The organism is Paenibacillus hodogayensis (assembly GCF_039536325.1).
Classification (GTDB): Bacteria; Bacillota; Bacilli; order Paenibacillales; family NBRC-103111; genus Paenibacillus_AB; species Paenibacillus_AB hodogayensis.
In genome coordinates this window covers 289,364-307,350 of record NZ_BAAAYO010000005.1, presented here as the reverse complement: position 1 = coordinate 307,350, position 17,987 = coordinate 289,364, and the positions used below count along the sequence as shown (strand labels likewise).

Annotated in this window: 21 protein-coding genes; 7 read left to right on the top strand and 14 right to left on the bottom strand. The window is 56.3% G+C overall.

Going from position 1 to position 17,987, the window contains the following annotated elements; translation table 11 throughout:
* Positions 1-98 precede the first annotated feature (98 nt).
* The gene (locus ABD796_RS10850) at positions 99-566 is read left to right on the top strand and encodes a DinB family protein (RefSeq protein WP_344907231.1); all 468 of its coding nucleotides are present in this window, start codon (positions 99-101) and stop codon (positions 564-566) included.
* A gap of 248 nt (positions 567-814) precedes the next feature.
* On the opposite strand, the gene ABD796_RS10840 is transcribed toward ABD796_RS10850, so the two are convergent.
* The 6 genes from ABD796_RS10840 to ABD796_RS10815 all read right to left on the bottom strand — a co-directional run bounded on the left by ABD796_RS10840 (position 815) and on the right by ABD796_RS10815 (position 5,733).
* Positions 815-1,468: an ABC-2 transporter permease gene (locus tag ABD796_RS10840; RefSeq protein WP_344907228.1), complete on the bottom strand. Its 654-nt coding sequence runs from the start codon at positions 1,466-1,468 to the stop codon at positions 815-817.
* Positions 1,449-2,324, bottom strand: coding sequence for an ABC transporter ATP-binding protein (locus ABD796_RS10835; protein ID WP_344907225.1), 876 nt, complete (start codon positions 2,322-2,324; stop codon positions 1,449-1,451). The genes ABD796_RS10840 and ABD796_RS10835 overlap by 20 nt, the downstream gene beginning before the upstream one ends.
* A complete protein-coding gene (locus tag ABD796_RS10830; protein ID WP_344907221.1) occupies positions 2,321-2,701 on the bottom strand; it encodes a GntR family transcriptional regulator in 381 nt (126 codons plus the stop codon). Before ABD796_RS10830 ends, ABD796_RS10835 begins: the two co-directional genes overlap by 4 nt.
* A 186-nt stretch (positions 2,702-2,887) precedes the next feature.
* Positions 2,888-3,673 carry an arylamine N-acetyltransferase family protein gene (locus ABD796_RS10825; protein ID WP_344907217.1) on the bottom strand — a complete coding sequence of 262 codons (786 nt, stop codon included), beginning with the start codon at positions 3,671-3,673 and terminating at the stop codon, positions 2,888-2,890.
* Between the two features lie 116 nt (positions 3,674-3,789).
* A complete protein-coding gene (locus ABD796_RS10820) occupies positions 3,790-4,656 on the bottom strand; it encodes a sugar phosphate isomerase/epimerase family protein (protein WP_344907214.1) in 867 nt (288 codons plus the stop codon).
* A 327-nt stretch (positions 4,657-4,983) separates the two neighbouring features.
* Positions 4,984-5,733: a class I SAM-dependent methyltransferase gene (locus tag ABD796_RS10815; protein WP_344907212.1), complete on the bottom strand. Its 750-nt coding sequence runs from the start codon at positions 5,731-5,733 to the stop codon at positions 4,984-4,986.
* A 101-nt stretch (positions 5,734-5,834) separates the two neighbouring features.
* On the opposite strand from ABD796_RS10815, the gene ABD796_RS10810 reads away from it, so the two are divergent.
* Positions 5,835-6,377, top strand: coding sequence for a DUF4269 domain-containing protein (locus tag ABD796_RS10810; protein WP_344907449.1), 543 nt, complete (start codon positions 5,835-5,837; stop codon positions 6,375-6,377).
* 90 nt (positions 6,378-6,467) lie between these two features.
* Here ABD796_RS10810 and ABD796_RS10805 read toward each other — a convergent pair whose 3' ends face one another.
* The 5 genes from ABD796_RS10805 to ABD796_RS10785 form a co-directional block, all read right to left on the bottom strand.
* On the bottom strand, positions 6,468-7,154 hold the full coding sequence (locus ABD796_RS10805; protein WP_344907209.1) for an HAD family hydrolase: 687 nt from the start codon (positions 7,152-7,154) through the stop codon (positions 6,468-6,470).
* Positions 7,155-7,167: 13 nt separating this feature from the next.
* Positions 7,168-7,572 (bottom strand): hypothetical protein, encoded by a 405-nt coding sequence (locus ABD796_RS10800; RefSeq protein ID WP_344907206.1) that lies wholly within the window; start codon positions 7,570-7,572, stop codon positions 7,168-7,170.
* The gene (locus ABD796_RS10795) at positions 7,572-8,876 is read right to left on the bottom strand and encodes a histidine--tRNA ligase (protein WP_344907203.1); all 1,305 of its coding nucleotides are present in this window, start codon (positions 8,874-8,876) and stop codon (positions 7,572-7,574) included. Before ABD796_RS10795 ends, ABD796_RS10800 begins: the two co-directional genes overlap by 1 nt.
* A 305-nt stretch (positions 8,877-9,181) precedes the next feature.
* Positions 9,182-10,096 (bottom strand): Rossmann-fold NAD(P)-binding domain-containing protein, encoded by a 915-nt coding sequence (locus ABD796_RS10790; RefSeq protein WP_344907200.1) that lies wholly within the window; start codon positions 10,094-10,096, stop codon positions 9,182-9,184.
* Positions 10,097-10,358: 262 nt separating this feature from the next.
* A complete protein-coding gene (locus ABD796_RS10785; protein WP_379116181.1) occupies positions 10,359-10,733 on the bottom strand; it encodes a winged helix-turn-helix transcriptional regulator in 375 nt (124 codons plus the stop codon).
* Positions 10,734-10,861: 128 nt separating this feature from the next.
* Here ABD796_RS10785 and solA point away from each other — a divergent pair, with 128 nt between their 5' ends.
* The 5 genes from solA to ABD796_RS10760 are packed head-to-tail and all read left to right on the top strand — an operon-like array spanning position 10,862 to position 15,919.
* Positions 10,862-12,028, top strand: coding sequence for an N-methyl-L-tryptophan oxidase (gene solA, locus ABD796_RS10780; protein ID WP_344907193.1), 1,167 nt, complete (start codon positions 10,862-10,864; stop codon positions 12,026-12,028).
* Between the two features lie 22 nt (positions 12,029-12,050).
* On the top strand, positions 12,051-13,112 hold the full coding sequence (locus tag ABD796_RS10775) for a sulfonate ABC transporter substrate-binding protein (RefSeq protein WP_344907191.1): 1,062 nt from the start codon (positions 12,051-12,053) through the stop codon (positions 13,110-13,112).
* Between the two features lie 20 nt (positions 13,113-13,132).
* Entirely contained in the window at positions 13,133-13,936 is an 804-nt protein-coding gene (locus ABD796_RS10770) for an ABC transporter permease subunit (RefSeq protein ID WP_344907188.1), read from the top strand.
* A 19-nt stretch (positions 13,937-13,955) separates the two neighbouring features.
* Positions 13,956-14,747, top strand: coding sequence for an ATP-binding cassette domain-containing protein (locus ABD796_RS10765; protein WP_379116182.1), 792 nt, complete (start codon positions 13,956-13,958; stop codon positions 14,745-14,747).
* A 5-nt stretch (positions 14,748-14,752) separates the two neighbouring features.
* Complete coding sequence (locus tag ABD796_RS10760; RefSeq protein ID WP_344907443.1) at positions 14,753-15,919, top strand: acyl-CoA dehydrogenase family protein; 1,167 nt, start codon at positions 14,753-14,755, stop codon at positions 15,917-15,919.
* A gap of 106 nt (positions 15,920-16,025) precedes the next feature.
* Here the strand turns inward: ABD796_RS10760 and ABD796_RS10755 are convergent, their stop codons facing one another.
* The 3 genes from ABD796_RS10755 to pyrF form a co-directional block, all read right to left on the bottom strand.
* A complete protein-coding gene (locus ABD796_RS10755) occupies positions 16,026-16,445 on the bottom strand; it encodes a VOC family protein (RefSeq protein ID WP_344907185.1) in 420 nt (139 codons plus the stop codon).
* 106 nt (positions 16,446-16,551) lie between these two features.
* Positions 16,552-17,190: an orotate phosphoribosyltransferase gene (pyrE, locus tag ABD796_RS10750; protein WP_344907183.1), complete on the bottom strand. Its 639-nt coding sequence runs from the start codon at positions 17,188-17,190 to the stop codon at positions 16,552-16,554.
* A 16-nt stretch (positions 17,191-17,206) separates the two neighbouring features.
* Positions 17,207-17,938, bottom strand: coding sequence for an orotidine-5'-phosphate decarboxylase (pyrF, locus tag ABD796_RS10745; RefSeq protein WP_344907180.1), 732 nt, complete (start codon positions 17,936-17,938; stop codon positions 17,207-17,209).
* Between the last annotated feature and the right edge of the window lie 49 nt (positions 17,939-17,987).

The window sequence follows — 17,987 nt, the reverse complement described above, 5'->3', positions numbered from 1 at the left end:
GTCCGGCTGCCCGAACCGAACGTTTTAAAAACATTTTGATGAACCGGAACATTTGTTCTATTATGGAGAAAGCGAGTAATCAATTAGGGGGGCTTATGGTGATCACGTTGTTTCGGTACAACTGGATGGTCAGGAATGAGTGGTTGGAACGGTGCAGGCAGATCCCGATCGAGGAATTGTCGCGTACGCGCATCGGCGGGGCAGGCTCAATTCTTTATACCTTTTTTCATATTTTGGACGTGGAGTACAGCTGGATTCGCGCCATACAAGGCAAGCCGGATATCCAGGTGCAGTACGAGAACTATCGGACCCTGCAGCAAGTAAAGGAGCTTTCGGATTGCTGGCTTCAGGAGACACAATCGTTCCTGCAGACTTGGTCAACCGATTCGGAGAAAGAAACGGTGACCGTTCCGTGGTTGAAAGGGAGCTATACCCAAGGTGAAATTTTGCGTCATGTCATTGCGCATGAAATTCACCATATGGGTCAGCTCTCCGTCTGGGCAAGAGAGCTCGGGATTGAGCCCGTGTCCGCCAATGTCATCGGCAGAGGATTGTTTTCATTTTGAATAGATATTTCCTTTATGTACAGAACTTAGACGAGCTGCGCAACGATTTGCTTCAGCAAAACATACCGATCATCGATGATGAAGCAAGGGCAGATGAAGGTGTAAAACGCTTCTATGTAAACGACCCTTTCGGCAATCGCCTTGAATTTTTAGAATGGCTATAGAGGTTACTTTTCTTGGTAAAGAAAGGAGCCCTCCGCACGGAGGACTCCTTGGTCAAAGAGGCTAGCCACCCCGGCTGGAGCCGTCTAGACGCTTTTGCGGGAATACAACGTTACCGACAAAACGAAGGATACCAGCAGCAGAGCCAAACATCCGATCACTCCCCATACCGCCAGCGCCTCCGGATCGGCCCCCGCCGCGGCGCGAAGCCACTTGCCGGCATCCGCTCCCGACCATTCCGCGATGCGCAGACCGAGCACGACCGCCCCGCCGACGACAAAAATGACGATCACGTCGAGCACCTGCACGAGACGCGCACCGAAAGCGAAAAACAATGGAAAATAGATCGAATAAAACAACAGCAGCATCCCGACCGCCACCGCCAAAGACCGCATATCAAACCACGGCAGCTCCCCGGCCGGCAGCACGAGTCCCGCGGCAAACCGCCAAAGCGCTGTCAAAGCGAACGCCAACCCCATAAACAGCACGATGCCGACGTACTTGGCCGCCACAATATCGCTGCGGCGCAGCGGGAACGAAACGAGCATGCGCCCGTTATTGTTTTTCTCGTCCATCTTGCTGGCCACGACGATCAGGAAATGGCTGAAAATGGCGGCAGGTACCGCAAGCGGCATCCCCTCGAATGCGCCCAGGATGAAAAAGAACACGCCGACGAAGAAAAAGCCGAGCCAGATGAACCGCTTCTGAATGCGAAAATCTTTAACGAGCAATTGGAGCACGGCTCTTCCCCTCCTGCGTAAAGATCAAGATATCGTCCAGCGTCGGCTTCTCCACGACAAACGGGCTGTCGAACGCCCCCTCGGCCGCGTGCTCCGTGCCAAGCAGCGCCTCGAAGCCGAGCGGCGACTGGCGCAGACCGACATACGGAACCCGGTTGCTCTTCAGCAGCGCCAAAGGCCCTTTGACGAGCACATACGCATCGAGCAATTCTTCCTTCGTGCCCGAGAACCGCAGCTCTCCGCCGTCGATGTATACGATGTAGTCGGCTATCCGCTCCAGATCGGTGCTAATATGGGTCGAAAACAGTACGGATTTGCTCCCGTCGCGAATGTAGGCGCTCAAGATCGTCAGGATGTCCCGGCGGAACACCGGGTCCAGCCCCGAGGTGGGCTCATCCATGACGAGCAGCTCCGGCTCGTGGGCGAGCGCGGCTGCGAGCGCGAACTTCGTCTTCATCCCTTTGGACAGATCGCGGATTTTTCGGCGCTCGGGCAGGCCGAATTCGCGCATATAGCTTTGGAAGGCACCCTCGTTCCACGTCGGATAAAAGGAGGCGACGACTTTCTTCATCTCGCGGATGGTCAGATGGTTGTAGAAAAAGTCCTCGTCGTACACGAAGCCGATCCGCTGCTTGATCTCCCGCTCGCGGTCCCGGTACGACTCGCCGAATACGCGAATCTCGCCTTCGTCCGGCCGGATCATGTTCATGATGGAACGGATGAGCGTCGTCTTGCCGGAGCCGTTCGGACCGATCAGGCCGGTAATGTAGCCGCGCTCCACCCGAAAATTCATATCGCGCAATACAAACGCCCCATTGCCTCTCGTAAAATGGCGGAATTCGATGACCGGCGTCATTCGCGCACCTCCCCGTAAAATAGTTCGAACAGCTCGGTCAAATCGCCCTTGCTGAGCCCGAGCGCTTTGCCTTTGGCGACGATCTCCTTCACCTGCTCCTCCAGTTCCCGATAGCGGACTTCGCGGATCGCCTCCTTGTTTTTCTCCGTCACGAAGGTGCCTTTGCCGGCCACGGACGCCACGAGCCCTTCCTGCTCCAACTCGTCGTAGGCCCGCTTCGTCGTAATGACGCTGATCCGCAAATCATGCGCCAAATTGCGGATCGACGGCAGCGCCTCTCCCTCCCGCAGCCGTCCGGATAAAATATGTTCCTTGATCTGCTCCTTGATCTGCTGGTAAATCGGCTCTCCCGACGCAAGCGATACGGAGAGATTCATCGTTCCACCCCGCTACCCTGTGAACAGCTTTTCACTGTTCATATCTGTTTATATCGTATATGAACAGTATATATACATTCAGACGAACGTGTCAATATACCGCACAAAAAAAGCTATGCGACCATCGGGAGCCCCCGTTCGAGTGGGCTCTGTCCGTTCGCATAGCTTCCGTGCCTGCTTCCTGCTTTAATCGAGAATAATGCCAAAATGCGTCCGCAATGCTTCGTCGTACTCTTCCTTCGTGACGGGGGTGAAGGCTCGGACGCCTTCCGCGCTAAAAATCCGAAACTCGTCGCCGGCAATCGTATTGCGGCCGTCCTTCGTGCGGATTGCCGCCATCGCGCCCTGAACGAAAATCGAGTCGGGCGAATGCTCGCACCAGTAGCTGGCCATGACGTAATCGCGGGCAAGCTGCGGTTCCTCGCTGAACGAGTAAATGCGGCTCCACTCGCCGCGCTTCAGCTCGCACAGCAGCCAGCCGAACTCGTCGTCGCGCTCCAGCCGGTAGCTTTCCCCGCCCTGCCTGTGCTCGAGCCGTTCGACCATCTTGATCGGCTCGCGCGGCACGATGCCTCCAACGCCCACGTCGCACAAATAGTCGCTGCCCGCGGCTTCGACCTTCAGCACATGGTGTCGGCGCATCGGCGGCGGGTTGGGCTCGTCCCGCCAGAAGCGGGCGAAATAATCGGTGACGGTATAGCCCAGTTCGCGCAGCAGCCAGCCGAACAGCGCGTTCAGCTCGAAGCAGTAGCCGCCGCGGCGGCGGACGACGATCTTGTCGTACACGTCGGGAATATCCAGAGAAAGCGGGCGGCCGCGCAAAATATCGAAGTTTTCGTAAGGCACCGCATGCAGATGGCTGTGCTGCAAGCCGGCCAGCGCCTCTGCGCTGCCGTCCAAAGGACCGGAGTAGCCGATTCGCTCCAAGTAAGCGTATACTTCCGGTTTAATGCTTTCGCGACGATCGCTCATATTCGAATGCCCCCTATCCTCCCATCATACCAAGATCGGTTGTCGGCAACAAGATGGCTCGGCTCCGCCTACGGGAGCCGATATCCGGTTATGAGCCGGGTAAGCCCTTTCTTCGCTTACTGCGGCAAGTAGGCGCCGATCTTCTCGCGTAAAAACCGCACCGATGAGGCCGTCTCTTCCAGTCCGTTCGCGCCGTCCCCGACGGAAATCCAGCCGCGAAAGCGAGCTTGCCGGAGCAGCGAAAATATTTGCTCGGAAAGGCGTCCAGCCCGATCGCGCTCCAGATCGTCCGACGAGTTCCCTTTGCCCTCCGGCAAATAGCGGTCGCTCGCGTTCACCGTAAACAATCGGTGCTTTACCCGTTCCAGCAGCTTCAAAGGGTCCTCGCCCGATGCAATCGCATGGGACGGGTTGAAGCCGACGCCGAACGAAGGCGACGAAACGCCCCCGATCATCTCCAGAAACCGGTCCGAGGATAGCTCGAACTCCGGCTGCTGTCCTGCCCCAACGGCGGGATGGTTTTCGATCACCAGGCATACGTTGTTCCGCTCCGCATAAGGCAGCAGCTCGCGAATGGCAGCGGCCGTGGAGCGGATGCCGTCCTCGCGGGTTACGTCCGGCCGATGGAGGCCGAACAGCACGCGACAGCTGCGGAACTCGGACGGGCCGAGGAAGGCCATGACGTCGATCATGTCTTTCATCTTCTGCAGTTCGCCGGCCCGGTGCGCCGGGTCGGGATTGGCAAAGTCCGGAGACGTGCGCATCAGCGGTATTTTCAGATTGCTTTTGGCGGCCGCTTCCTTCACTTGCCGCAAATAGGCTTTATCCGTCCGTTCCAAAAAAAGCGGGTGCAATTCCAGACCGTCGGCGCGCAGCGTTCCGGCTTGCTCGATCCATTCGAACAAGCCCATGGAGCGATCGATCCGTTGATCCATGAATCCTTTAGGGAAAACAGCGATTTTGGCTTTGCTCCGCATATCCATCAGAACTCCTCCTTTGCGCTTGCCGCCCGGGGCAGCAGGAACGATTTCAGCCATCCTTTTCCAAATAAAGCGATTTCAAAATCAATCGAAGCTTAAAGGAGTTCTGGCAGACGAACCGCCGCTTGAAAGAGCGGGGCCTTCCAGTAACAGTTAATTCCATAATAAAGTTGCCGCGGGCAATTGTAAACCGTTTTACGCACATTCATCAAACCTTAAGAAAGGAAGGGCTGACTCGCTTCCGCATCACATACCGCTCCCGTCGCGCAGAGACGCCCCGCCTGATGCCGGCCGCCCGACGGGCTTTTCTCCTCCGCGCGCTTCCGGCCCTTACCTTCTTACTCTGATGATAAAACGATCGGAAGAAGTCCGAATGCCCCGATCCGTCCGATACTCCCGGATAAATGAATCCAGTATTTGGAAATCACCCTCCGTTTGCCCGAAATCCGGAATAATCGGCGTATGCTTCAACAAAAAGATCAAATCTTCGGCCGTCTCGTAAAACTCGGTAACGTTCCATTCGAACGACTCGATGTCCGCAAATCCCGCTTCGTTTAATTCCGCCATGTATCGCTCCCGCAGCGTGCCGGCCTTTGTTCCCCAAGCTTGGCCCCTTCCGAACGCTTGTTTCAGGTTATGCTTGTCGGTTTCGCTGATTTGCTGCGTCAGGAAAATGCCGCCCTCTCTCAGCACTCGGGCTATCTCGTTCGCGCAGAAATCCGAATGCCGGCAAGAGACGACGTCAAAAAAACGGTCCGGAAAATCCAGCTTCCCGGCTTCCATCCGGAGGTAGCGGACGTTCAAGACACCCGCCGCGGCGCCGTTCCTTACTGCGGTTTCAATCATGCCGGACGCTTGATCGATGCCGACCAGAAGCAGCGCGGAATCGGCTAGCGGTAAAGCCGACTCTCCTCCGCCCGTACCGATGTCGAGCACCAGATCCGACTTTTTGCACGCTTGGGCAACTTCCTTGTAGAAGTCCCAGTGCTTTCCTTCCGTGCGGCATTTCACGCTGCTAAAATCCCAGCCGTTGATTTTGCCGACCTTCTCGTAAAACGCTTTGTAGGCGTCCTGATCCATGTTTCTCCCCTTTTCCGGAATGAATTGTGTACAATGGCTATATGCGACGCATGCAATCCTCATTCCTATCAGCCGTAACCGGCCTTTAAGGAGGAACGCTTATCTTTGCCACCATCACCTACTTGCAATCGGGTCAAACGACCCAGCGCCGCGCATTCCGGGCTCTCTCCGAATTGGGCATCCTGCGCGATCTCGCTCGCTATCGTCCGGTTCTATGCGGAACCGTGCCGATCTCGATCGATGTAGAGGGCTCCGATCTGGATATCATTATGGAAGTGTATGAACCCGAACGGTTTAAGCGCGACGTTCATGCTTTATACGGCATGCAGGAGGCGTTTGTTTACAAAGAAAAACAGATCCGCCAGATTCCCTCGCAAAAAGCCAACTTTTCGTTCGACGGCTTTGCCTTCGAACTGTTCGCTCAGCCGATCCCCGTCGAACGTCAGCACGCGTATCTCCATATGCTTGTGGAGCATCATCTTCTGCTTCGGCACCCCGATATCCGTACTAAAATTATAAATCTAAAAAAACAAGGAATCAAAACCGAACCGGCTTTTGCCCAGGTTCTGGGATTGACCGGGGACCCGTATGAGGCGCTTCTGGTTTTGGGGCAGGAGCTTGGAGTGATCGCTGCCGGGCTCTGACGACTGTAGTTATCTCTTATAAGCCGATGCTGCTTGTTAGACTTTTGGAGCTCCCTGTCTCTGTCTCGGAGAAGCCATGGGATTGCTTGACTACCACTGAAATTCATCCCAAAGAACTTGCTTGGCGCTCGATAGATCCTTGCACACATAATCGGCGCTCCCAGCTTCAGGCTGTCGTTTGTCGAGTCGATTCAACCAAACGGTTTTGATTCCCAGCGGGCTTGCCCCCCTGACGTCATTGGTGAAGGAATCGCCTATATGAATAACGTCATCCGGCAGCAAATGATACCGCCCCAACGCTTCGAGAAACATGTCCGGTCGCGGTTTGTACGATTTCGCCTCTTCACTCGTGATCCAATCCGTAACCGATAGATTATGGTGACAGATAGCTGACTCCAGGTCCGCCGTATCGATATTCGACAGGATATATAGGGGCACTCCTTCAAATGCTTTTAGAAATGCAAACGTATCGTCATAAATGCTTGGCCTCATCCAATGGTCAAATTGCGGCTGAATGATCTCCTCGGCAATGGCTTCGGAACGAAAATGTCGGATCGTTTCTTCCAATGACCCCATTCCGATCGCTCTTTGACTCTTAAAGGAATCTCCGAAACTGTCTCGGACTTTTGTAGAAAAAGCCTTCCACCAGAAAGTCCCGATATCCTTAACATCGCAGTCGCAGCCAGAGCCCGCCTTGATTTGCTCGCATATAAGCGGAATAATCGCATCGTCCTCATGAACTAACGTTCCGTAAAAATCAAGGAAAATCGCCTTCATGCTCCACGCCCCCTTATTGTTCGCACCCGCCATCCGACCCTTCAGCCGGATAGATCGTAACCGCAATCTGATAGTCGTTTTCGTACACAAGCGTCCCGGGAAGCTCGACGGCGACTGAGCGGATGATCTCCATCTCGTACCTCGCCGCTATATCCAGAAAGGGGGCCAGCTTGGCGATCATCGGTCGGGTTCTTTCGCCATCCTTGAACCAGGTCACCGCTCTTCTGGAGTTTTGATGTTCTTCATAGAACGGCGGATTCGGCAAGTTTTCTTCAAACCACTGTACCGTGCGATCGTACAGCTCCGTGTCGGCGGGGGACAAGATTCCCTCCCGCTTCAAATGAAAGATTGCCACGAAGATGCCGTAAGGCTGTTTCGTAAAGGGACTTGCATAATTGGCATGGAATCGGACAAACATCACCGCTCGCCTCCCCGCGATCCGGCCTGCTTGGGAGCGATCCGGTCAATTGCGGCTTGCATCGGCACAACGACTTCGGTCATCTCCTTCAGATCCTTGAGCCGGATCTGCCCGGCAGATGCTTCCTCTTCACCGATCAGGATCGCGTACCGAATTCCTCTAGCGTCAGCCGCGGCAAGCGATTTTTTCAGCTTGCGCCCGCTCGTCTCCAGTCTCGTACGGATGCCGTTGGAACGAAAAGCCGCTGCGGTCTTTAAAACATCCGGATTCGTTTCACCGATCGGAATGACGACGACTTCAGACTGCCGCGAGGCAAGGGGGCGGTTCTTGATCATCTCCACGATCGACTCCATTCCGAAGGAAATGCCCGCCGTCGGATACTGGATATCCTCCCGGCCGACAAGCTTTCCGATGATCGCGTCATAGCGCCCGCCTGCCCCTAGGCTGGAAGCGAATGTCCGGCTGGCGTCAAATATTTCGTATACGGTTCCCGTATAGAAGGAAAGTCCACGCGACAGGAACGGGTCGAACCGGCATACGGCATCCAGCCCCACCTCCCCGATCAGCTTCTGGAGCGCCCGTGCTTCAAGGGAACCTTTGGAATTGCCGATGCCGTAAGCTTGGATCAGGTACTCGAAGCCGGGATCGTCCATGTCTGCCCATTCCGCTATGGCCCGGACCACTGGAGCTTGCAGACCTTTGTCCGTCAGCTCCTGAACGACCGCGGCTTTACCGATTTTATCGATTTTGTCCAGCGTCAGCATGACCGTCGGCTGCTCGTCGGCTGCGACCCCCATCGCTCCGAGAAGTTCGCCTAGAAACATTCGGTTGTTCCACCGCAGTGTAATCGGGATATCCAATCTCCGGAACACCTCGGCCGCAAGCAGCATAAGCTCGGCCTCCGCTTCCGGCCCTTCGACCCCGACCACGTCCGCATCGCATTGCAGAAACTCGCGCAGCCGTCCCCGCTTTACGGGACCGTCCCGAAACACTTTTCCGATCTCGTACCGTTTGTAAGGGAAGGGGATGCCCGGATTCAAAGCGATTACTTTGGCAAAAGGGACGGTGAGGTCATAGCGCAAGCCAAGGCTGCGGCTCCCCTGATCCGTGAAGCGGTACATTTCCTTGACGATCTCGTCGCCGCCCGCATATTTGGAGGTGAGCAAGTCCAGCTCGTTCAATACCGTCGAGTCCATTTCATCGAAGTCGTAGCATTCGAATACGTCTTGCAAAACCGAGCGAACCTGTCTTCGAATCGCCTGCTCTTGCCCGAAAAAATCGTACGTGCCTTTTACATTTTGCATAGCCGTCAATCCTTTCTTTGGTCGAATACAACAAAAAAACGCGCAAGACCCCATGGTCCTGCGCGCTTCCTATGCCGCAGGGAGGCCAACGCGTAGAGCGTTAGCCCACCCTGAATTTTTTTACAGGAGTGTGCTAACGCTTTTTGTGATGATGATGAAGTTGATTCAAAACGATGGTGTTCATAGCTTCAAATCCCTTCCAATCGATGATTAGAACTGATTATAACAATTTGTTGCAGAGGGCGCAAGCGACTTTTTCGGGCATTACCATGAGGGCCCGGCCCGACTTTACCGCTCTTCCAATCCTAAGAATGGAGCAAGTGCAGCAGCAGCGCCTTTTGGACATGCATCCGGTTTTCCGCCTGCCGGTAGATGACGGACTTTTCGCTTTCAATTAACTCTTCTTCAATCTCGAATCCGGGATGAATCGGCATATCGTGCATGATGTAAGGAGAGAAGCCCTTCAGGCTGTCGCGATTCAGCTGAAACGGCATCATTTGCTCGATCCTGCGGTTCTTCTCCTCCTCATACCGACTGTCATGGAAAAATTCCATGTCGATCCACGTATCGGTATAAACAAAATCCGATCTGGGGACAGCTTCGGACAAGGAATTGACTTTTTCCACAAAGCCGCTTTGGTAGGCGGCCTGCATCAGCTCTTCATCCCACGACGGAGTGTTGATGATCGGCGTGACGAGCAGAAGACGGATCCCTACTGTCATACAGCCGGCGATCAAAGAATTGGCCACATTGTTATGAATCCCGACATAGGTAAGGGTTATTCCGTCAAATGTCCCGGATACTTCATAGATCGTCATCAAATCCGCCAATGCTTGACAAGGGTGGTACGTATCGCAGCAACCATTGATAACCGGCACTTTGGAATGTTTAGCTAATTCAAGCAAATCCGCATGCTTGTTTAATCTCGCCATGATGACATGGCAATTCCTTGATACATACTGTGCTTCGTATTGGATGGGCGATATCGTGAAATGACTCGAATTCCAATCCAGGGTGACGGCGTATCCGCCCAATTGGTTGATGGCAGATTGAAACGATAAGTTGGTACGAGTCGATGTTTTTTGAAAGAGCAGCAGCAAACCTTTTCTTTCGCAAGCATGATCGTACTTTTCCGGATTTTTCTTTATTTCTACTCCCGTTTGGATAATGGACCGAAGAGTATTCCTATCGAATTCTTTTAAGGACAACAAATGATTCACGCGGTCACCTCTTATGTATATTTATTCATAATAATGAATAATAAATCGATTGTATGATAATAGGATATTCCTGTCAACGGTTAATAACTGGCGCCCCATTCGAGGAGAAGCGACCGTCAGTAAACGGGGTTATTTCCGGTTAGAAAAGAAACCGCCCTGCTAGGAGGGCGGCTCTGCTTGAATAGCATGCTATTTTTGAACGCACAGAGAACGGCAGAAACAGCAGCCGCCCCCTTAATCATGCCTTTCAGCCCGCGCAAGCTTATTGGCTCGGCTCCTGCATAACCGCATCCTTCAGCACTTCGTATTCCTGAAGCACTCCCTTGTACACCCTGCCCCAATCCATCATCGACTGCAAAATCGGGATCAGCGTCTTTCCGTGCTCGGTCAGCGAATATTCCACCTTGGCCGGGAAGACCGGGTACACCTCGCGGTGAACGAGCAGATCCTCTTCCATTTCCCGCAGCTGGGTCGTCAATATTTTTTGCGTCACCGGCGGCAATATTTTTTTCAGCTCGCAAAACCGCATCGTACCTTGGCCCAAATTCCACAAAATGAGCGGCTTCCACTTGCCGCAAATGACCGATAGGGTAAGTTCCTTCTCGCACAAAAATAGCTTGGGCTGCTGTTTCATCAAAAGTTCCTCCCGAATGGTATCGTTTAGGATACTTGGTATCGTAAAAGTGCGCTATTTCCAAGTTTTCTTATTGGAATTATAATAGTTGCAAAGGGATAAAGTAAAGCACTTCAGGGGGTGAAACCGAAATGTCTTCCCATTACGATGTCATTATCGCGGGCGCCGGATCGTTCGGCATGAGCGCCGGATACTACTTGGCCCTAGCGGGCGTGCGCGTCCTGCTGATCGATGCGGGGGATCCTCCACACTCGCTCGGAAGCCACCACGGCAGCACCCGGATCGTACGTACCGCCTATACGATGGGCGCCGCTTATGTCAAGCTCGCACTCCGGGCACAGCAGCTGTGGAAGCAGCTGGAGGAGCAATCCGCTGAACTCCGTACCGCTGACGAGGCGTACCACGGGCCGCTCTTCGAGCGTACGGGCGCCATCAGCGTCGGACCGTCAGGCTCTGCATTCATTCGAAGCAAAACAGACAGCTGCACGGCGTTCAGCATTCCGCACCGCCTGCTGACCGCTTCCGATATACGTCGAGAATGGCCGGGACTCTCCGTATCCGACTCGATGGAAGGACTGTACGAGCCGGAAGCCGGCGTCCTGTACAGCGAACGGATCATTCGCGTCCTTCGCCAGCTCGCTCTTGCGCAAGGAGCCGAACTGCTTGCCCACACGCAGGTGCACGGCATCGAAGCCGGGTCGGGCGGACATGCAGTACATACGTCGAACGGCTCTTTTACAGCCGACCGGGTATTGGTTAGTGCCGGAGCTTGGGCGGGACGGCTGTTCCCGGAGCTTGCCGCGGTAACGCCGATACGCAAGGCAGTCGGCTGGTTTGAAGCTCCGAACCCGCTCTACGGGGCGGAAAGGCTGCCGGTTTTTATCATCAATAACGGCGGCGACGAAGAATATTTCGGCTTCCCCGATCTCGACGGGAGCGGCTTGAAGATCGGCCGTCACGACGGCGGGCGGGAAGTTTTGTACGGCCAGCCTCTCCCGGCGTTCGGCACCTACAAAGAAGACGAGGACGAGCTGCGGTTTGCTCTGGAACGGTTTCTTCCCGGCGCGGGCCGTCTGCGCGACGGTCAAGTGTGCTTGTACGAGCGTTCGCCCGGCGAACGCTTTTGGCTCGGCGAAGTCCCGGGCCGCACCGGGGTCTGGTTCGCTGGCGGGGGCTCGGGCCACGGCTTCAAGTTCGCCAGCGCGATCGGCGAGGCGATGAGCCTGGCGCTGACCGGCCGGCAAGCTGAATCGGATTTGGATTGGCCCGCTTTCTCTTTACCTTCTTCCATCAAATGAATCGATCAAGGAGCGTGTACTTATGAATTCCCTTACCCATCATCGTAAAATACGGGCGTCCGCCGTTTTGACCGGAGCAACCTTCCTGCTGGCAGCGCTGCTTGCCGGCTGCGCAAGCGGCGCCAAGGAAAGCGGCAAGCCCGCCTCCTCCAATACGCCCGCAACGCAAACGCAGGCGGGAGCGGCCGAACAGCCGAAGGTAGTCCGCATCGGCTATCAGAAGGGCAATACCCTGAATGTGTTGAAAGTGAAAGCCAACCTCGACCAGAAGCTGAAAGAGCGCGGCATCGCCGTCGAATGGAACGTGTTTCCGAGCGGCGGGACCGTCCTGGAAGCATTGACTTCGGGTAAAATCGACTACGGCAATGCGGCCGACGGCTCCGGCGTATTCGCCCAGGCGAGCGGCAAGCCGTTCGTCTACGTCGGCAACGATTTGCCAAATCCCGAAGGCATGGGCATCATGGTGCATAAAGATTCCCCGATCAAGACCATCGCCGACCTGAAAGGCAAAAAGGTCGCGGTCGTCAAAGGCGGCAACCATCATTACCTGACCGTGCTTGCGCTTGAAAAGGCAGGCCTGAAGGACAACGATGTGGAGTACGTGTTCGTCAAGGACGCCTCGGAAGGACGCGCCGTATTCGAGACGAAGAAAGTGGACGCGCTCGGTTCGTGGGACCCGTTCTTCGCTACGGTGCAGATCGATCTGAAGCCGGTCACCTTGACCGACGGAGCCGGATATTCTCCCAACCGGACGTTCTACTACGCTACGACGGAATTTACGCAAAAGCATGCCGATCTCGTCAAGCTGATTCTCGAAGAAACGGACGTAGCCGACAAGTGGGCGAACCAGAACAAGCCGGAGGTCGTGAAGCTGCTGACGCAGGAGCTCGGCATCGACGAGGAATCGATCCGCACGGCGATTAACCGTCGTACGTTCGGGGTCGAAGCGATTACGAAAGACATTATCGCCCCGCAGCAGCAGCTGGCCGATACGTTTCTGCGCATCGGACTCATTACCGAGAAGCTGGACGTCAGCAAGCTGATGCCGGTGGACGCCCCTTGGGCACCCAATTTGAAGCGATAACGGAAAGAAGGATATAGGATATGGCCAAAACGAACGGACGGACTGGTAAACCGGACATTCGGTCCACGATGGCGGATCTGCTGCTGCCTTGGCTCGTACCGGCTCTCTTGATCATTGCCTGGCAGCTCACCGCTTCCCTGCATCTCGTATCTGCCAAGCTGTTCCCTACGCCTCTCATGATTGTCGAAGCGGGCTGGAAGCTGCTCGCTTCCGGCAAGCTGGCGCATCATATGGGGATCAGCTTGCAGCGGGCGCTGCTTGGACTGCTAATCGGCGGAAGCGTCGGCTTCCTGCTCGGCATCGCCAACGCGGCGTTCAAAACGTCCTACCGGCTGTTCGATACGACGATCCAGATGATCCGCAACATTCCCCATCTGGCGCTCGTACCGCTCGTCATTATTTGGATCGGCATCGGCGAGACGCCGAAAGTATTCCTAGTCGCCTTGGGCGTGCTGTTTCCGATTTACGTAAACACGTACCATGGCGTAAGAAACGTCGGCCGCGATCTGGTCGAGATGGGGCAGGTATACGGCCTGCGCTCCCGGGATATTTTTTTCCACATCCTGCTTCCGGGCGCGCTGCCGTCCATCTTCGTCGGCTTGCGCTATGCGCTTGGCGTCATGTGGCTTACGCTGATCGTAGCCGAGACGATCGCCACGAACCAGGGCATCGGATATTTGGCGATGAACGCGCGCGAATTCATGCAGGCCGATATTATTATTTTGAGCATCATCCTGTACGCGCTGTTCGGCAAAGCTGCGGATATCGCCGCCAAGTGGCTGGAACGGCGCCTGCTGAAGTGGAACTCCGCTTATCAATCATGAGCTTGAAGGAGAGGTATACGTGAAGGACGCGGTTATTACGGTTCCAACCGAACCCCATACTTATGAAGCAAGCGGAGCGCAGGTCGAGCTGAGATCGCTCTCGATCGCTTTCGACGGCAAGCCGGTACTGCGCCAGCTCGATCTGACGCTCCTTCCCGGCCAGTTCGTAGCCGTCGTCGGCCGCAGCGGCAGCGGCAAAAGCACGCTGCTGCGGCTCGTAGCGGGACTGGAGCGCTCCGCCGACGGAGCCGTGCTCATTGACGGAAGGCCGGTGACCGGCGCATCCGCCGGAACGACGGTGATGTTTCAGGACTCCCGGCTGCTTCCGTGGAAAAAGGTCATCGACAACGTCGGGCTCGGCCTGAAAGGAGATTGGCGGCCGCTTGCGGCGTCCCGGCTTCGCCAGGTCGGGCTGGAGGACCGTGCGGCAGACTGGCCCTCCGTCCTGTCGGGCGGCCAGAAGCAGCGCGTCGCCCTGGCGCGGGCGCTCGTACGCAACCCCAGCCTGCTGCTGCTCGACGAACCGCTAGGGGCGCTGGACGCTTTGACGAGGCTGGATATGCAAAAGCTGATCGAGCGGCTGTGGCAGGAGCAGCGCTTCACGACGCTGCTGGTCACCCACGATGTGACCGAAGCGGTCAAACTGGCAGACCGGATTTTGCTGATCGAGGACGGGGTGATCGCTCTCGACGTGACCAACCCTTTGCCCCGTCCCAGAACGACGGCCGATCCGGCTTTTGCCCAACTGGAAAGAAAGGTGTTGGAGCGCATTATGGCAACTGTAGATTCTACAAGGGGAGAAAGCTTATGAGCAGGCTGGAGCAGATGTTCGTCCGCACAACGGAGCAGCAGGAGCGGCTGGCGGTCATCGGCGAGGTTGCCGATTCGTTCGCCGCAGGGACACAGGAAGCGGATGAAACCGACGCCTTCTCGTACGATCATATAGAGGCGCTGCAGCAGATCGGGTACGCGGCCTACACCGTCCCTGTGGAATGGGGCGGCAAAGACATATCGCTGTACGAATTCGTGCTGTATCAGGAAAGGCTGGCTCAAGGAGACGCGGCGATCGCGCTCGGGATGGGCTGGCATCTGGGCGTTATTTTCGATCTGAATGAGAAAAGGCCATGGGAGGGCGAGCTGTTTGCCTCCATGTGCCGCGATGTGGCGGCACGGGGCGCTCTGGTTAACCGGGCGGCGACCGAAGCGTCTACGGGCAGCCCTTCGCGGGGCGGCAAGCCGGGTACCTCGGCGGAGCGGGTCGCAGGCGGCTACCGGCTGAATGGGCGCAAAACGTTCACGACGCTGTCCCCCGTGCTGGACTATTTTATTGTGACGGCCGTGCTGGAGGATGCCGAGACGGAGTTTCTCATCCCTAGGGACACCCCGGGACTAACCATCGATCCGACATGGCGGATGGTCGGGATGCGCGGAACGGCCAGCCACGATCTCGTGCTCCAGGATGTCGTCGTGCCCGAGGAAGCGTTAGTGTATAGGTCAAGCCAGGCTTACCACAAGCCGATCAATCCTTATTTGCTGCATATTCCGGCCTGCTACCTGGGCATTGCGCTGGCCGCGCGCAAAGAAGCGATAAAATTCGCCAAAGCGTACCAGCCGAACTCACTCCCCCATCCGATTCTATATACGCCGAATGTCGGCCAGCAGCTTGGACAGATCGATCTGGAGCTGACCGCCTCGCGCCATTTCCTATACGCGGTGGCGGCACGCTGGGACCAGCTGCGCGGCAAGCCCGAGGCGGATGAGCTCGGACCGGAGCTGGCGGCCGTCAAGGTCAACGCGATCCAGACGGCGCTCTCCGTCGTCGATAAAGCGATGCGGATCGTCGGCGCGCACAGCCTGGCGCGCTCGAACCCGCTGCAACGGCTTTACCGCGACGTGCGCTTCGGACTGCACAATCCGCCGATGGAGGATTTGGCGATCGCCCAGTTGGGCCGCTTCGCCGTCCAGGAGGCGGAGCGCAGCTGACGTAAGACTCGAGTCAACGCCAAAAAAGCCCTCCCGGCACTCGGCTATGGATACATAACCGAATGCCGGGAGGGCTTGGCCGTTCAGAGGCAAAGAAAAAAGCGGGTTACATTTCGCCGGTGCCGTAGTTAAATTGCCATTGCACCCCGAACTTGTCCGTCAAGCTGCCGTAGCTTTTGCTCCAGAACGTTTCCTGAAGATCCATGATAATCGTGCCGCCTTCCTTCAGACGCTCAAACGCGCTCTTGATGGCGTCGAGGTCTTCCGTGACGACGGAAAGACTGATATTGCTGCCCACCACGAACGGCATGCCGGGAAACACATCGGAGAACATGATATCGCTGCCGTGGACGTGGATCCGGGCGTGCATGACCAAGCTTTTGGCCTCGTCGGGAAGCGGATACTCCGGATTGGGCGGCGCATCCCCGAACGACATGATCTGGGGCTCCGTGTCAAACGCTTTTCCATAAAACTCCACAGCCTCGCGACAGTTTCCATTGAAATTTAAATACGCTCCGACAGCCATTTGCCCAGCTCCTTTTGTTTGCGAAAAATGAGTTACATGTCTATCCTACATCATTTCACTTTTCGCAAGCAATCATACGCATTATGTTGATCGTGTAAATGATCCTTTAAACCCCGTAGCTGTCCGGATTCAAACGCCACGATTTCAGCAGCTCGACGTCCTCCTGCTCGATTTTGCCCAGCTTCAAGGCTACGTCGATCAGTGCGGAGTAGTTGGAAAGCGAGTCATAGGCGAAGTTGGCCTGTTCGAAGTTGACGGTCGCCTTCTCCAACTGGTAATTGAAAATCGCGATAACGCCCTGCACGTCCGCTCCGAAGTCGCGGACGGCTTGCGCGGCCTTCACCGAGCTGCCGCCGGTCGAGATCAGGTCCTCGATCATGACGACCTTCTGCCCCGGCTTCACGATGCCCTCGATGACGTTTTCCTTGCCGTGGCCTTTCGCTTTGTCGCGCACGTAAATCATTGGCAAATTCAGCTTCTGGGCCACGAATGCCGCATGCGGGATACCCCCGGTCGCGATCCCGGCCAACACCTCGGCCTCCGGGTATTGCTCACGGATTTTTTCGGCAAAACCGAGCGCGATCAGATCGCGGACGGACGGATGCGAGATCGTGACGCGGTTGTCGCAATAAATCGGCGATTTCAAGCCCGACGTCCATGTAAACGGCTGCCTCGGGCGCAGGCTCACAGCCCCGATTTCAAGCAATGCTTCAGCAATTTGTTCGTCCAAATAGCGCAACGTCATACGGTTGCTCCTCTCCTTATGCGGTAATCGATTCGACGATCTGCTCCAGCGCCTGGCGCGGATCGGCAGCCGCCGTAATCGGACGGCCGATAACGATATAGTCGGTGCCTTGCTCGATCGCTTCGCGCGGCGTCATAATGCGCGACTGGTCGCCTACGGCCGAACCGGCCGGCCGGATGCCCGGCGTGACGGTTGCGAACGACGCTCCGCACTGCCCCTTGATCCGTACGACCTCCAGCGGCGAGGCCACAACGCCGTCGAGACCGGCCCGCTTGGCCAATGAAGCATAGCGAAGCACGGCGTCCTCGACCGGACCGTCGATGCCGATCTCTTCGTTCAGCATTTGACGGCTGGTGCTCGTCAGCTGCGTCACGCCGATCAGCAAAGGCTTCTGCGCGCCCGGACTTCCGGACAACGCCTGATCGACGCCTTCGCGTGCCGCCTCCATCATGGCCCGGCCGCCTGCGGCATGCACATTGAACATATCGACACCGAGCCGGGCGACGCTGGCCGAGCCGCCCTTGACCGTATTCGGAATATCGTGCAGCTTCAGATCGAGAAAGACGCGATAACCCGCTTCCTTGAGCCGAAGCACGAACTGCGGCCCGGCGGCGTAGAACAGCTCCATGCCCACCTTCATGTAACAAGGGATGCCTTCCAGTTGATCCAGCAGCCGCTCCGCTCCCTGAACGTCGGGATAATCGAGAGCGATGATAATCCGCTCTGCCGGATTTGCGGTCGTTGTCATCGTCGAATCCTCCTTTGACGACTTGATGTCAGTCGAGAGCCGGTCTCCG